This is a genomic window from Mesorhizobium sp. YC-39 (assembly GCF_025753795.1).
GTDB lineage: Bacteria > Pseudomonadota > Alphaproteobacteria > Rhizobiales > Rhizobiaceae > Mesorhizobium.
This window is the reverse complement of record NZ_JAOWPS010000001.1, coordinates 1,752,621-1,766,771: the sequence shown is the minus strand read 5'-3', so window position 1 is coordinate 1,766,771 and position 14,151 is coordinate 1,752,621. Positions and strand designations below refer to the sequence as shown.

Here is a 14,151-nt window from a genome sequence, read left to right as displayed (position 1 = left end):
CCGGCCACTCAGGCCTTGGCCAGCGGAACGGTGAACACCGTCGCGGTGCCGGTCAGGCAGATGTCGCCGGCTTCGTTGCGCACCGAGGTCTCGATCTTGCAGATCGGTTTGTCCTGTCGCACCTCCTTGATCTCGACGCGGCCGGTGATCATCTCGTCGACGCCGACCGCCTTGACGAATTTCCAGCCGACTTCGAGGAACACCGTGCCCGGACCGGGAAGATCCTCGGCCACCAGCGCATTGAGGATGCCTGAGGTGACGCCGCCCTGGACGATGAGCTTGCCGAAGACGGACGCTTCGGCCAACGCCTTGTCGTAATGCAGCGGATTGCGGTCGCCGGTCATTTCGGTGAAGGCCTCGATGTCCTCCAGGCGGGTGCGCCGCGAACGCTCGGCGAAGGCACCGACTTGGGGCCGGCCTTTGATGACACCGATCCAGCCGTCCTTGGTCTCTGTGCTCATGGGCGTGTTCCCTGTGTGGTTGAGTGGTGTGATTGAACCGGCCGCGGCCAGCGGTTTGAAAGCAGGCAGCACGCGCCCGCCGATCCGCGTCGGCGCAAGCACAAGCGGCTGGCCGACGGCGCAGGCGGCCTCGTCAGCGACGATGAAGCTCAGCATGGTCGGGCCTTCGTCGAGCTCGACCAGGCCAACGACGTAAGGTGCCGCCGGCAGCCAGCCGGGATGGCCGGGCTTGTGCACAACCGAGAAGGATTTGAGCCGGCCGCGGCCCGACGCCTCGCACCAGGCAAGGTGATCGCTCCAGCAATGCGGGCAGATCGGCCGGGGATAGAAAACCGCCTTGCCGCAGGCCTCGCAGGACTGGATGAGCAGCCGTCCTTCGGCCGCCGCCTGCCAGAACGGCGCGGTCAGCGCGGTGATCGTCGGTCCCGGCGTCTTCAGGAGATCGAGATCGGCGCTCATTGGTCGGCTCCCAGCACAAGCGCGGTCGCTTCGCTCATCGTCGCACCATTGCCAGTGACGAGCGCCAGTTTTGCGTTGGCGATCTGCCGTCCTGTCGCATCACCACGCAGTTGCCGCACGGCTTCCACGACATGAGTCATGCCGCCGGCAAGGTCGGGCTGGCCGAAGCCGAGCTGGCCGCCATGCGGATTCAGCGGCGCATCGCCGGCGTGACCGAGATCATGGTCGCGGACCCAGCGGCCGAACTGCCCTGGAGCGCAGAGGCCGGCATCCTCGATCGTCGCCGCCACCATGATCGTGTAGCAATCGTAAAGTGACAAAAGGCTCATCTGGTCGGCACTGGTGCCGGACTGGACGAAGGCGCGCACTATTGCCGGCTTGAGCGGGCCGGAGGTCAGGCTCGGCGCCTGCGAGACGGCGCGGTGCGTCACCTTCTCGCCGGCGCCCAAAAGATGAACGGCGGGCTTTGCCAGTTGACGTGCGCGCTTGGCCGAGACGACGACCACTGCCTCGCCGCCGGCAACCGGCATGACGATCTCAAGCAGATGCAGTGGCGAGGCGACCATCGGCGAAGCCAGCACGTCGTCGACGCCGGCTGGCTTGCCGAAGAAGATCGCATCAGGATTGAGTTGCGCGTTGGCACGCGCCCACGCGGCGACCGCGGCGAAGTCCTCTGGCTTCGAACCGTGTTCCGCCATATGCGCCTGCATCAGCAGGGCATAGGAAATATTGGCGCCCGACGCGCCGAACGGCACGTCGAATTCGCGGATCGGGTTGCGGTTGGGCGAGCGCGCCGGCACCTCCTCGCGGGTGTTGGCCAGCACACACAGCACCGCCTCGCACATGCCGGCCTCGATCGCCGCCGCCGCCCGCCAGACCATGCCGGCGCCGGAGGCGCCGCCGAGATCGACGACATTGGCCATGTCAGGCTTGAGGCCGAGATATTCGGCGACCGTCGCCGGCACATGCTGCGGCGTCTCGCCGACCTGCGGTCCGACCAGCAGCCCGTCGATATGGCCAGGTTCGAGCCCGGCATCGAGGACGGCGAGCCTGGAGACTTCCGCGATCATCTCCAGCGTCGTGCGCCCCTCGGTGCGGCGCACCGGCTTCAGCTCGCCAATGCCGGCAATGGCGCCGCGTGACCTGGCCGCGCTCATGCCGCCTGGCTCCGGTCGAGGCGCCGGTATTCGTCAAGCGACTCCGGGTTGGCCAGCGACCCCAGATTCTTCACCACCTTGCCCTCGATCACCGTGCGGGCGGCGCCCTCCACCCGCTTGCCGTTCAGCGTGTAGGGAATGGCCGAGACGGCATGGATGCGATGCGGAACGTGACGCGGCGAAGCCTGCTCGCGAATGTGCTTGCGGATACGCCGAGCGAGTTCCGCCGTCAGCGCGCTGCCCTCCTTCAGCTTCAAGCAGAGCAGGATTTCCTCGTCGCCGGTGATCGGCGCGCCGAAGACCAGGCAGTCCTCGATCTCCGGGAATGTCTCGCAGGCCGCGTAGATTTCGGCGGTACCGATCCTGACGCCACCCGGTTTGAGTGTGGTGTCGGAGCGGCCGTGGACGATGGCCGAGCCATGCACCGTCATCTCGGCGATGTCGCCATGCGTCCAGATTTCGCGGCGCGCGGCAAAATAGGTGGCGTGATAGCGCTCGTCGCCAGCTTCGCCCCAGAAGGTCAGCGGCATCGATGGGAACGGCTCGGTGCAGACGAGGTCACCTTGGGTCGCGATGACCGGCGCGTTGCGCTCGTCCATCACCGCGACCGCCAGTCCGAGGCCCTTGACGGTCAGATGACCTCGGCGCACCGGATGCAGCGGCGAACCCAGCAGGAAGCAGCCGATGATCTCGGTGCCGCCCGAGATCGAAGCGAAGATCATGTCCGATTTGACGTTCTCATAGACCCAGTCGAACTGGCCTGATGATACCGGCGCGCCGGCCGACAGCAGCGAGCGCAGCGCCGACAAATCGTGTTTCGTGCCCGGCGCGTAATTCTCGTCGGCGAGCGTCGCCAGATATTTCGGGCTGATGCCGAAATGGGTGACGCCGGCGCTTTCGGCGACGCGCCAGAGCGGGCTCGGGTCGAGACCGCCTGGCGATTTCAAGATCGGCGCGCCGTCATAGAGCACGACCGTGGCATTGCAGGCTAGGCCGGAGATCAGCCAGTGATACATCATCCAGGCGGTGTTGGTGTACCAGCTCATGACATCGCCCGGCCTGACGTCGCCATGCAGCAGATGTTCCTTGACGTGCTGGAGCAGGACGCCGCCGGTGGAATGCACGATGGCCTTGGGAGCGCCCGTCGTGCCCGAGGTGTAGAGGATGTAGGCCGGGTGCGAGAACGGCACGCGTTCGGAGGCGAGGTCCCCTTCCCTGCCGAAGGACTCGAAGCCGATGCAGGAAACGCGGGCCGGGGCCTGCACCGTGGCTTGATCGCCGCAGATCACCAGCGTCGTCAGGCCGGGCATGCCGGCGGCGATCTCGCCAAGCCGGCCGGCAATATCGTGATCCTTGCCGCCATAGCGGTAGCGCGGCGTGGCGAACAGCACCTTCGGGGCGATCTGGCCGAGCCGGTCGAGAATGGCCGAGGCACCGAAATCCGGCGAGCAGGACGACCATACCGCGCCGATGGACAGCGTGGCGAGCAGCGCCGACAGCGCCTCGATGCGGTTCGGCAAGATGCCACCGACCCGGTCGCCGCGCCCGACGCCTGCCGCCTTCAGGCCATGCGCGGTGCGCGCGACCATGGTCCGCAATTCGCCGCGGCTGTAGTTGCGGAAATGCCTGGTCTCGTCGGCCTCGACGACGGCAAGTGCGTCGTCGTCGCCGCGCAACAGATTCTCGGCAAGGCTGAGGCTGGCTTCGGGAAAGAAGGCGCTGCCGGTCATCGGCGCCGCCGGATCGGCGCGGAACGCACTCGTGCCCGGCTCGCCGACGATGCCGGCAAAGTCCCAGACGGCGCGCCAGAAGGCGCCCTTTTCGCCAATCGACCAGCGATGCAGCGTTTCGTAGTCATGCGGGTCGAAGCCGTTTTCAGCGGCGAAACGCGCAAGGCCACAGTTCTTGAACGCGGCTGCCGCCGGCGTCCAAAGCACGCTGGATGTCATCAGATCCTCCCGGAAATTCGCTTGGCGTTTTCGCCCTTGGCGACACGCCTTACACCAGCTAGAATATTGGTTATAACCAGAATGTCAAGAAGCCCGAGACGGGGCGCTCTTCGTCTTGGCAAGGAGCCGGAGCATATGCAGGACGTGTTCATCGTCGCCGCCAGGCGCACGCCGATCGGCAAGCTCAACGGCGCCTTCGCCGGCATTGCCGCCGCTGACCTCGGCGCAGCGGTGATCGGCTCGCTGCTCGAAGAGACCGGCATCGAAGGCGATGCGATCTGCGAAGTCATCATGGGTCAGGTGCTGACCGGCGGCGCCGGCCAGAACCCTGCCCGGCAGGCGGCGCTGAAGGCCGGCATTCCGGTCGGGGTGCCGGCGATGACCGTCAACAAGGTCTGCGGCGCCGGCCAGAAGTCGATCCATCTCGCCGCCCAGGCGATACGCTGCGGCGATGCCGATATCGTCATTGCCGGCGGCCAGGACTCGATGACGGAGGCCCCGCATCTGATCTACGGCGCGCGCCGCGGCATCAGGATGGGCGACCATGAAATCAAGGATTCGATGATCGTCGACGGCCTGTGGGACGCGCCCAACCAGGTGCATATGGGGGTGACCGCGGAAGGCCTGGCGCGGCGCTATCAGGTCACACGTGACGAGCAGGACCGCTTCGCGCTGGCCTCACAGGAAAAAGCCGCCACTGCGATCGCCGCCGAGCGCTTCGCTGGCGAGATCGTGCCCGTCACTGTCACGGCGAAGCGCGAGCAACGCACCATCGCAACCGACGAGCATCCCAATCCGGCCTCGACGCTGGAAACCCTGTCCCATTTGCGGCCGGTCTTCGACGCGGACGGCACCGTCACAGCAGGCAATTCGTCAGGCCTCAACGACGGCGCCGCGGCGGTGATGGTGGTCTCGGAAAAGCGCATGTTGGAGCTCGGCCTGACGCCGCTGGCGCGCATTGCCGCCTACGCCTCGGCCGGCGTCGAACCGATGGAGATGGGGCTGGGGCCGGTGGCGGCATCGCGCAAGGCGCTGGACAAAGCCGGCTGGACGGCATCGGACCTCGACCTGCTTGAAATCAACGAGGCCTTTGCCGCGCAGGCGATTGCGGTCAATCGCGAGATGGGCTGGGATAGCAGCCTGATCAATGTCAATGGCGGCGCGATCGCGCTCGGCCACCCGCTGGCCGGCTCCGGCTGCCGCATCGTCGTGACGCTGTTGCACGAGATGCACAAGCGCGGCTCAAAGCGCGGCCTCGCTTCGCTCTGCATCGGCGGCGGGCTTGGCGTCGCCATCTGCCTGGAGGCGTTCAGGATTGCGGAAGGATGACGACGTTGTCGGAGTCCCAGAAAATTTCCGTCCTTTCACCCGGTTTCGGCAGGCTTGTGCGCGTGCCGCGCTGGACCTGGACACGAACGCGGACGCCGTCAGCGAGACAGATGGTGTAGAATGACCTGCTGCCTATGAAGATGACATCCTCGACCTTTCCGGTTGCCGATTGCGTGGTGTCATTGTCCCGGTTGAAACGGAAGGATTCCGGTCGAATCGAGACGATCACCTTGCCGCGCAATTCGCCGGCTGGAACGATAGAGCTACGAAGGCGCAACCCCGATCCGGTGACGGCTGTCATGCCGGAGGCATCATCGCTTGCCATTGCCGCCTCGAACAAATTGGTCTCGCCGAGGAATTTGGCGGCAAACAGCGATTTGGGCACCGCGTACATGGTTTCGGGCCGGTCGACCTGCACGATGCGGCCCTTCTCCATGAGGACGACACGGTCCGAAAGGATCATCGCTTCGTCCTGATCATGCGTGACGTAGACGAAGGTGGCGCCGGTCTCGGCATGAATGCGCTTCATCTCGACCAGCATGTGCTGGCGGATCTTCAGATCGAGCGCGGCGAGCGGCTCGTCGAGCAGCAGGACTTTCGGACCATTGACCAGCGCCCGGGCGAGCGCCACGCGCTGGCTCTGGCCGCCGCTCAATTCGTTGATGTAGCGGTTGGCGAAGCTGTCGAGTTGGACGATGTGCAGCATGCGCTGGACCCGCTCGCGGATTTCCGTCTTGGGCGTGCCCTTGACCTTGAGGCCGAAGGCGACGTTCTCGAACACATCGAGATGCGGAAAAAGCGCATAGCGCTGGAAGACCATGTTCACCGGCCGCCGCTCGGGCGGCTGGCCGGCGCAGTCCCTGCCGTCGATCCTGATGGTGCCGGCGGTCACCGTTTCGAAGCCGGCCAAGAGCCGCATCAGGGTTGTCTTGCCGCAACCGCTGGGACCGAGCAAGGTTACGATCTCGCCCTGTTCGATGGACAGGTTGATGTCGCTCAGCGCCTGGAAGGAGCCGAACATTTTCTGGGCCGCGGTGATCTCGATCACGGGCGGGCGAATTGTCATGCCTGTCGATCCTTATGACACGGTGCGGCCGGCGACCGCCGATCTTCTGCGCAGATGGCCGATGAGCCAGGCGATGAAGAGGATGGCGATCGAGAACACCAGAGCGAGGGTGGAGATGGCATTGATGAGCGGCGTGACGGTGCGGCGCATCATCGACCAGATATACATGGGCAACGTCGTCTCGGTGCCGGCGACGAAGGAGGTCACGACGAACTCGTCGAAAGACACCGCAAAGGCCAATATCGCCGAGGCGATCAATGTCGGCGCGATCAGTGGCAGCGTCACCTTGCCGAAGGTCTGCATCTGACTGGCTCCAAGGTCGCGCGATGCTTCCTCCAGCGATGGATCGAACAGAGCAAGCCTGGCGCGCATGGCGACGATCAGGATGGGCAGAGCCAGCACCACGTGCGAGATGACGATGGTGACGGTCGAGAGCTGGATTCGGGTCTGGGCGAACAGCACCAGAAGCGAGACGCCGACGAAGAGGCCGGGAAGTGCGATCGGCGTCAGGCACAGCACCTCCAGCACGGCGCGACCCCGAGGCCCCAGGCGAAGCCAGGCAAGCGAGGCGGCCGCCCCAAGGATCAGCGTGATCAGTGCGGTGAAGCCGGCGACGGTGAGGCTCTTGACCAGGGCCGAGCCGAGCTGCGCATTGCCGAGCACTTCGGCGTACCAGCGCAGGCTGAAGCCGGCAAAGGGAAACGACAGCGAGGGGCTCGCATGGAAAGAAAAGAGAACGATGATCACCAGCGGCATAAGCAAAAACGCCAGGATCGACCAGACCACTATTTTGAGGACCACGGCGTCAGACCCCTGCTCTCTTTGACGGCCGGCGCTTGACGATCAGGCCCGTTGCGCGCCCAAGCCCGATCACCGAGAGGTAGATGACGATCGACACCAGGAACATCAGGAAGGCCTGGGCAGCACCCAGCGGCCAGTTGCCGGTCTTCCGGAACTGGTCGGCGATCAGCAGTCCCGTCGTCTGGCCCGAGGAGCCGCCCAGCATCTGCGGCGTGACATAGTCGCCCGCAACCATGACGAAGGTCAGCATGAAAGCGCCGACCAGGCCGTTGGCGGCGTTGGGCGCGATGACGCGGAAGAAGGCGCCGAGCGGAGAGGCGCCAAGGTCGCGCGCGGCGTCGACAAGATCCTTCTTGATCTCGCTGAGCGAGGACACCACCAAAAGGATGCAGAACGGCAGGTAGATGTGGATCAGCGTGATGGCGACCGCAAAGCGGCTGAACAGGAACACCCCGACCGGCGTGTCGACGATGCCGGCCTGGATCAGAATGGTGTTGAGGACGCCGCTGGTGCCAAGCAAAGTGCGCCAGGCATAGATGCGGACCAGATAACTGGAGAACCAGGTGATCAGGATAAGATAGAGGATGACCTGCGAGCGGCTGACATAGACGAGGTAGTAACCGACCGGGATCGCCAGCACCAGCGTGATCGACGCTGTGACCAGCCCGATCAGGATGGCGTTGATCGTCACCGTCCAGAACAATGGCGACATCAGCGAATTCAGATAGTTCGAAAACACGAAGTCCGGCATGATCCTGTACGAGGCCGCCGTCCAGAAACTATAGACGAACAGGATCAGGCTCGGCACGACGAAAAACATGACCATGTACAGAACGGCCGGCGCGGCCAACAGGCCGCCCATCCTGATGTTTGGTGCCTTCATGAACGACCTATCCCACGCAAAGACCCGCTATCGGCGATCACGCCGATAGCCGTGTCTCATTTCAGCCTGTTGACACCGGGGAAGTCTACATCCCTGCCTTGAATTCCTGCCATGCGGCGATCCAGTCGTCATAAGTCGCATGGGTGTCGGACGCCCGCGGCGGGATGCCGGGCAGGCCGGCGGCGAAGATGCTGTCGATGGCATTGTAGTCGATGCGGCTGCGCGACTTCTCATCGAGCAGCGCGACCGCCTTTTTGGAAACCGGCGCCTGAACCACGGCCATGGCGACCTTGGCCTGTACGGCAGGATCGAGCGACTGGTTGATGAAGGCGTGAGCGGCCTCGATATTGTCCGCCGAAATCGGAATGAACCAGGCATCCACCCACAGGACCGGGCCTTCCTTCGGCATGGCCATCTCGATCTTCATGTTCTGCTGGTCCGTCTGCGTGATGATCGAGGGGTCGGCGCAAAGTGCTGCAACGACCTCGCCGGAAACCATGAGATTGACAAGCTCGCCCTGGTTGAGGGCGATGACCCGGGCCTGATCGCGATATTTGGAGAATTCCGCGAACGCCTTGCCAAGCTCGTCCTTGGTCAGCAGCGGATATTTCTCGCCAAGGCCGGCCACGCGCGCCGCGACGGGCCATGAGCTCACCGTGTCGTCCATGATGGCGATCTTGCCCTTCAGCGAGGGATCGAGCAGGTCGGCATAGGATGCCGGCTTGGCCAGCTTGTCGGCATTGAACAGGATGGTGTTGAAGCCCCAGATATAGGGCGACCCCCAATGCTGCCCGTCGGCGAACCAGGTCGGCTGGTCGTAGAACTGGCTGAAGAGATTGTCGGCGTTGTAGTTCGGCACTTTCGAGACATCGATCGGGCTTACGATCTTCATTTCCCTGATGTAGAGATCCGCATAGGCTTGGTTGTATTCGGCCAGATCGATCGGCGGCGGGTTGCCGGCGACGAACTTTGCCTGCACATCATCCTGATTGGCGATCGACGTGGTCTCCACCGTCACGCCGTTTGTCTTGCGCCAGTCGGCAAGCTCGCTGGTCAGGTCGTAGCCTTCCCAGGCCATGACCTGGAGTTCGCCGCCAGCCGCCGCCTGCGCCGGCAGCGAGGACAGCCTCAACAGGAACGCCCCGGCTCCCAGGCCGGCCATTCCGGAGAGAGCGGCTCTCCTGCTGATGGCCGATGTGAACAAGCTTGAGTTGGCTTCGTCTCCTGCTTTGCGCGTCATGGTGAGTTCCCCTTTTTGATGGTGACCTTCGGCAACCTTGCTTTACAGGATATTGGATACAATAACCATCGGAGTCAAACGAAATCGTCCTGCCGATTGGGCACGGCTCTGGATTTCCTTTTGAGGATTTCGCTGCGGATCGGGATATCGGCTGCTTTAGCCGCCGGCTGGCTTCGGCTCCGGATGGAGCTGGATTATTTCCCGGCTCCGCCAAGCAGGCCGCGCACAAATGCCTTTTGGAAGAGCAGATAGGTGACCATCACCGGAAGAAGCGAGATCAGCGTGGCCGCCATCAGCGGACCGTACTCGACCTGCAGACTGCTGGCGAAGCCGGCTATCGTCGCCGTGACCGGCGTCGCCTTGTCACTCGTCGTCAGGGTGATGGCGAAAAGCAGGTCGTTCCAGATGGCGCGGCTCTGGATGATCGCAAGCGCGGCGAGACCTGATCCCGATGCCGGAAGCAGAAGCCGCCAGAAATAACCTGCCGGAGTGCAACCATCGATCAGCGCCGCCTCGTACATGGACCTCGGCACCGAGGCGAAGAAATTGCGCATGAAGAAGGTGCAGAAGGGAACGCTGTAGGCGGTGTGCACCAGCCACATGCCGGGAATACTATCGTAAAGACCGATCGACCTGATCAGAAAGAACAAGGGAATCTGGACGATCTGGAACGGCACGATCATGCCCGTCAGCAGGAAGAAATAGACCGCCCGGCCGCCGGCCCCGCGCATATAGGCAAGCGGATAGCCTGAGATCGCGCCGACCAGCAGCGACAGGATCACCGACGGCACCGTAATCGCAATCGAGTTCAGGAAGCTTCGCCCCATCCGATCGTAAGCGATGGCGTAGTTCTGGAAGTAGAGTTCATTCGGTAACGCGATAACCCGCGTTATTTCGGATGGCGATTTGAGCGACGTCAGCAACGCGACGACCAAGGGCGCGGCGAAGATCACCGCTGCCACCACCAGGATCGAAAAGGGTAGCGCCGTGCGCCTGGCAGCCGCTGTGTTCATCCTATTCCGCCTCGGCTTCCTGGACGCGTTTTGCCAGTTGGTGGATGTAGGGCATGATGATGAGGCCGGCGATGACGAGGAGGTAGACCGAGATCGCACTGGCGCGGCCCATTTCGAACCTGCCGAAGGCAGTATCGTACATCTGTGTGGCGAGCACCTCGGATGCGTATGCGGGGCCGCCATTGGTCATCGCCCAGACGATGTCGAACAGGCGCATCGCATCGACCGCCGCCATGCCGAGGACGACGATTGTCGAGGGCCACAGAAGCGGGAAGCTGACCTTCCAGAACACCTGCCAGGGCGTCGCCCCCTCGATCCTCGCGGCCTCTATGTATTCCACCGGGATATTGCGAAGGCCGGCGAAGAATACCAGGAAGGCAAAACCGGTCGTCCACCACAACATCGAGCCCATGAGCGCGAAATTGACGATCGATGGGTCGCCCAGCCAGTTCTGGGCCAGGCTGCCCAGCCCAATCGACTGGAGGATCGTCGTCAGCAGACCGCTGGTCGGCTCATACATCCAGCGCCAGATCGCGGCCACGGCAACGGCCGGGATGGTGAAGGGCAGGAAGAAGACGACCCGGAAAACCGACTGGCCTTTCATCCCCCTGTCAAGCAAGGCCGCCAGGAGCAGGCCGAGGCTTGTCGGTCCAAGCAGCAGGAAGACGAGCCAGGAAATGTTGTTCAGGACGGCGTGGTAGAAGCGCGACTGGTGAGCCAGCACGATGTAGTTCTGCAGCCCGACATATTTCGGCGTGGGCGAGAAACCATCCCAACTGTGCAGCGACAAATTGAATGTGGAGATGATGGGATAGACATAAAAAACCGCAAAGAGGGTGACGGGGAGCGACAGGAAGATTGCGTGCGTCATCCCCGCGGTCTGAAACTTCCGGCGCATGAATTGGAAGCTGGGCATGTCGAATTGTTCTCTTGTGAGCCGATGCCTGCAACCGCGCGGTCAAAGGCCTGGAGCGGCGGACTTTTCAAGTCGAATGTACCGCCACTCCAGCTTTTATTCGAGCATCGGATTTCCAGGGGTTCGGGCCAACATGCGCCGGCCCGAACACGGGATCACCACTTCAAATAAGCGCCCTCTGCCTGGGCTTCTTGCCGGAGGCTCTCAAGCGTCGAGATCAACTCGCTCTCGTTTGTATCGGAAGGGTCGATCGCGAATTTCTCGAGCTGGACGCCAAGCTCGGTGCCGACCTTCGTCGGCAGCAGGAAGAACAGGTTCGGCAGCACAGCGTTGGCCTTCGACGCATCCGCCAGCTGCTTGGCGAATTTGGCACCGACGGCATCATAGATCGACGGATCGACGGTCACGTTCGGCGCAAGCGAGCCTTTTGGAACGGCAAAGGTCGACTGGCCTTCGGCAGATGCCGCGGAGATGACAAATTTCTCGGCGGTTTCGAGCGTGTCGGCCGGACCTTCCGGAACGGCAAAGGCATCCATCTGGAAAATGGCCTTGCCCTCCGTGCCGGGCGCTGGAAACACGTCGAACTTCTCGACGGGTGCGAAACCCGCCTGTTTGAAATAGGCCGCCGCCCAGGCGCCCATCATGAACATCCCGGTATTGCCGTTGACCACATCGTCGGCCGTCTGGGTCCAAGTCTTGCCGCTCCAGTTCTTGGCGTAGCACTTGACCATCGTATCGCGGTAGAGCTCGAGGGCCTTGCGAAATTCCGGGGTGTCGAAGCCGAGCTCGCCGCTCGCGATCTTGTAGTAGCCCTCGGTCCCCACGGTGGAGACGAGCGGCGCATAGAAATTATACAGGCTCCAGAATGGCCCTCCGGCATTGCCCAGAGGTTCGACACCGGCAGCGCGCAGCTTGTCGCAAACGGCCACCAGGCCTTCGTAGTCCTTGGGAGGCTGAAGTCCGGCCTTTTCGAAGATCGCCTTGCTGTAGAAGATGTTGTTGATCAGCGACAAATCATAGGGAATGCCATAGGGCTTGCCGCCGACCTTGACGACGCGCTGCACGCCCTCCGGGAAAATCTCGTCGCCCTTGATTTTCGCCCAGGTCTCCGAGAGATCATGCAGCTTGCCGCTGTCGACGAAGGTCTTGAGCTCGAAGGCCATCGAGCTCTGATATGCGGCTGGTGGCGTGTTTCCCATGAACGCGGTCTGCAATTGGCGACGCATTTCAACCGCGTTGCCCGGGATTACCTTGCCGACGATCTGGTTGTCGGGATTCTGTTTGTTGGCGAAAGCGATCAGGGCTTCGATACCAGCCTTTTCCGACCCGGCCGCGTAGTAGTGCCAAAGCTCCTTCGGACCGTCGGCCCTGGCCGCTGATGCGCTCGCGAGCACGCCAAGCGCCACGCCGATCCACTTCAAGTTACGCATTGTTCTACCCTCTGTTGAGCCGAGCGTTGGTGTCCTCGGCATATATTCTGTAAACAAGAAAAACCTACCTCCAAAAAACCACAGGCGTCAACAGATTGCGCGCAAAATATCCGCCTCGGTGAATGCGATCGACCGATGATTTCGCATAACAAATTGTTTTTTATCATTTTTTTAGAAAACGGCGAATTCGACACCCATCCACCGATTGACAATGCTACTGATCTCCTCGTATCAATTATTCTCATAACAAGAAAAATATCGGAGCGAGGCTTGAGCAAGTCGTACATCAGGCATTTCAATGCCAATGCGATCTTTCACAGGATACGCATCGAGCCCAATGTTTCACAGCGCGACATCGTCGCAAGGACGGGCATAGACAAGTCGGTCGTTTCCTCAATCATCAATCAATTCAGTGAGTTGGGCCTGGTCGAACGCAACCCTGTGGCGACCAGCAACAAACCCGGCCGCCCCATGGAAGGTCTTACCATCTCTCCTGAAAGCGGCCTGATCGTCGGCGTCCAGATCGAGGCGGACACAATCGGCTATGTCGCTGCCGCGCTCGACGGAATCCCCCTGTGCTCCAGGGCCCAGGCCTTCGACGGGAAGCTCGACGGGGTCGCCGATCTCGTCGCCCGGGGAGTCAAGGACATCGTCAGTGAATGCGGCCGCACCGGCGACACGCTCGGTGTCGGCATTTCGCTTCCGGGCCTGCTCACCGATGAGGGCGTGCTGCTTCACGCACCTGTCCTTGGATGGCGCGGGGTCCCGGTGGTGGACATGTTCTCCGCCGCGCTCGATGCGCCCGTTTTCGCGGGCAATGACGGCAAGGCCGCCGCGATGGCGGAATACATGTTCGGTGAATGCATCGACATCAAGGATTTCATCTACCTGTTTTCCGGCTCGGGTGTCGGCGGCGCCTTGTTCCTGGACGGCGACATTTACCGCGGCGCCAGCGGACTGGCAGGAGAACTCGGACACATCAAGGTTGTCCCGCAGGGCCGCTATTGTTCGTGCGGCGGCTCGGGCTGCCTTTCGCCTTACCTTTCCGAGCCTGGGCTGGCAGAGGAGATCGGCAGGCTGACCGGCAATCGGCCGTCCTCATTCAAGGACATAATGGAGCGCGCCGGCGCCAATGATGAAGTGGTTGTCGGCGTGCTCGACAATGCCGGCGCCGTCCTCGGCTCGGCGATTTCCAGCCTCGTGAATATCTTCAATCCGCCGCTGGTTTGTCTCGGCGGCGATATGGCGAGCGCCGAGCCTTACCTGCGGCCGGCGGTCGAACGTGCCATGCAACGACTGGCGCATCCTTCGATGTCGGTTCAGACCAAGGTCATTTTCTCGCAATTGTCGACCGTCAGCCCGTTTCTCGGCGGGGTTGCGCTGGCGCTCGACGGCGTCACCGGTCTCGATTCTCCCCACGTTCTTCCGTGAATTCAGCTCAGATCAG

12 protein-coding genes are annotated in these 14,151 nt (G+C 62.6%); 2 read left to right on the top strand and 10 right to left on the bottom strand.

Translation table 11 applies throughout. The annotated features are described in order from the left end of the window. Window positions 1-8: 8 nt before the first annotated feature. Genes OHD62_RS08310 through OHD62_RS08300 form a run of 3 tightly spaced genes read right to left on the bottom strand, consistent with a single transcriptional unit; the run spans window position 9 to window position 4,026 of the window. A complete protein-coding gene (locus OHD62_RS08310; protein WP_263782004.1) occupies window positions 9-920 on the bottom strand; it encodes an OB-fold domain-containing protein in 912 nt (303 codons plus the stop codon). Continuing rightward, window positions 917-2,077, bottom strand: coding sequence for a thiolase family protein (locus OHD62_RS08305; RefSeq protein WP_263782002.1), 1,161 nt, complete (start codon window positions 2,075-2,077; stop codon window positions 917-919). Before OHD62_RS08305 ends, OHD62_RS08310 begins: the two co-directional genes overlap by 4 nt. Continuing rightward, on the bottom strand, window positions 2,074-4,026 hold the full coding sequence (locus OHD62_RS08300) for an acetoacetate--CoA ligase (protein WP_263782001.1): 1,953 nt from the start codon (window positions 4,024-4,026) through the stop codon (window positions 2,074-2,076). Before OHD62_RS08300 ends, OHD62_RS08305 begins: the two co-directional genes overlap by 4 nt. 135 nt (window positions 4,027-4,161) lie before the next feature. On the opposite strand from OHD62_RS08300, the gene OHD62_RS08295 reads away from it, so the two are divergent. Continuing rightward, on the top strand, window positions 4,162-5,355 hold the full coding sequence (locus tag OHD62_RS08295; RefSeq protein WP_263782000.1) for an acetyl-CoA C-acetyltransferase: 1,194 nt from the start codon (window positions 4,162-4,164) through the stop codon (window positions 5,353-5,355). Here OHD62_RS08295 and OHD62_RS08290 read toward each other — a convergent pair. The 7 genes from OHD62_RS08290 to OHD62_RS08260 all read right to left on the bottom strand — a co-directional run bounded on the left by OHD62_RS08290 (window position 5,336) and on the right by OHD62_RS08260 (window position 12,704). Beyond that, window positions 5,336-6,421 (bottom strand): ABC transporter ATP-binding protein, encoded by a 1,086-nt coding sequence (locus OHD62_RS08290; RefSeq protein ID WP_263781999.1) that lies wholly within the window; start codon window positions 6,419-6,421, stop codon window positions 5,336-5,338. The two genes, OHD62_RS08295 and OHD62_RS08290, sit on opposite strands and share 20 nt — an antisense overlap. Before the next feature lie 12 nt (window positions 6,422-6,433). Next, window positions 6,434-7,222, bottom strand: coding sequence for an ABC transporter permease (locus OHD62_RS08285; protein ID WP_263781998.1), 789 nt, complete (start codon window positions 7,220-7,222; stop codon window positions 6,434-6,436). A gap of 4 nt (window positions 7,223-7,226) precedes the next feature. Next, window positions 7,227-8,105 carry an ABC transporter permease gene (locus OHD62_RS08280; RefSeq protein ID WP_263781997.1) on the bottom strand — a complete coding sequence of 293 codons (879 nt, stop codon included), beginning with the start codon at window positions 8,103-8,105 and terminating at the stop codon, window positions 7,227-7,229. A gap of 85 nt (window positions 8,106-8,190) precedes the next feature. Then, window positions 8,191-9,345 carry an ABC transporter substrate-binding protein gene (locus OHD62_RS08275; RefSeq protein WP_263781996.1) on the bottom strand — a complete coding sequence of 385 codons (1,155 nt, stop codon included), beginning with the start codon at window positions 9,343-9,345 and terminating at the stop codon, window positions 8,191-8,193. A 194-nt stretch (window positions 9,346-9,539) separates the two neighbouring features. Further along, window positions 9,540-10,358 carry a carbohydrate ABC transporter permease gene (locus tag OHD62_RS08270; protein WP_263781994.1) on the bottom strand — a complete coding sequence of 273 codons (819 nt, stop codon included), beginning with the start codon at window positions 10,356-10,358 and terminating at the stop codon, window positions 9,540-9,542. A gap of 1 nt (window position 10,359) precedes the next feature. Continuing rightward, complete coding sequence (locus OHD62_RS08265; RefSeq protein WP_263781993.1) at window positions 10,360-11,229, bottom strand: carbohydrate ABC transporter permease; 870 nt, start codon at window positions 11,227-11,229, stop codon at window positions 10,360-10,362. 200 nt (window positions 11,230-11,429) lie between these two features. Beyond that, entirely contained in the window at window positions 11,430-12,704 is a 1,275-nt protein-coding gene (locus OHD62_RS08260) for an ABC transporter substrate-binding protein (protein WP_263781992.1), read from the bottom strand. A 270-nt stretch (window positions 12,705-12,974) separates the two neighbouring features. Between OHD62_RS08260 and OHD62_RS08255 the strand changes: the two genes are divergently transcribed. Continuing rightward, a complete protein-coding gene (locus OHD62_RS08255) occupies window positions 12,975-14,135 on the top strand; it encodes an ROK family transcriptional regulator (protein WP_263781991.1) in 1,161 nt (386 codons plus the stop codon). Window positions 14,136-14,151 lie beyond the last annotated feature (16 nt).

What these genes read in the sequence shown, in the direction of transcription:
- OHD62_RS08265 (WP_263781993.1), bottom strand. Translation starts at nt 11,229, where the DNA reads ATGACGCACGCAATCTTCCTGTCGCTCCCCGTCACCCTCTTTGCGGTT.
- OHD62_RS08295 (WP_263782000.1), top strand. Translation starts at nt 4,162, where the DNA reads ATGCAGGACGTGTTCATCGTCGCCGCCAGGCGCACGCCGATCGGCAAG.
- OHD62_RS08290 (WP_263781999.1), bottom strand. Translation starts at nt 6,421, where the DNA reads ATGACAATTCGCCCGCCCGTGATCGAGATCACCGCGGCCCAGAAAATG.
- OHD62_RS08310 (WP_263782004.1), bottom strand. Translation starts at nt 920, where the DNA reads ATGAGCGCCGATCTCGATCTCCTGAAGACGCCGGGACCGACGATCACC.
- OHD62_RS08270 (WP_263781994.1), bottom strand. Translation starts at nt 10,358, where the DNA reads ATGAACACAGCGGCTGCCAGGCGCACGGCGCTACCCTTTTCGATCCTG.
- OHD62_RS08300 (WP_263782001.1), bottom strand. Translation starts at nt 4,026, where the DNA reads ATGACATCCAGCGTGCTTTGGACGCCGGCGGCAGCCGCGTTCAAGAAC.
- OHD62_RS08280 (WP_263781997.1), bottom strand. Translation starts at nt 8,105, where the DNA reads ATGAAGGCACCAAACATCAGGATGGGCGGCCTGTTGGCCGCGCCGGCC.
- OHD62_RS08305 (WP_263782002.1), bottom strand. Translation starts at nt 2,077, where the DNA reads ATGAGCGCGGCCAGGTCACGCGGCGCCATTGCCGGCATTGGCGAGCTG.
- OHD62_RS08260 (WP_263781992.1), bottom strand. Translation starts at nt 12,704, where the DNA reads ATGCGTAACTTGAAGTGGATCGGCGTGGCGCTTGGCGTGCTCGCGAGC.
- OHD62_RS08275 (WP_263781996.1), bottom strand. Translation starts at nt 9,345, where the DNA reads ATGACGCGCAAAGCAGGAGACGAAGCCAACTCAAGCTTGTTCACATCG.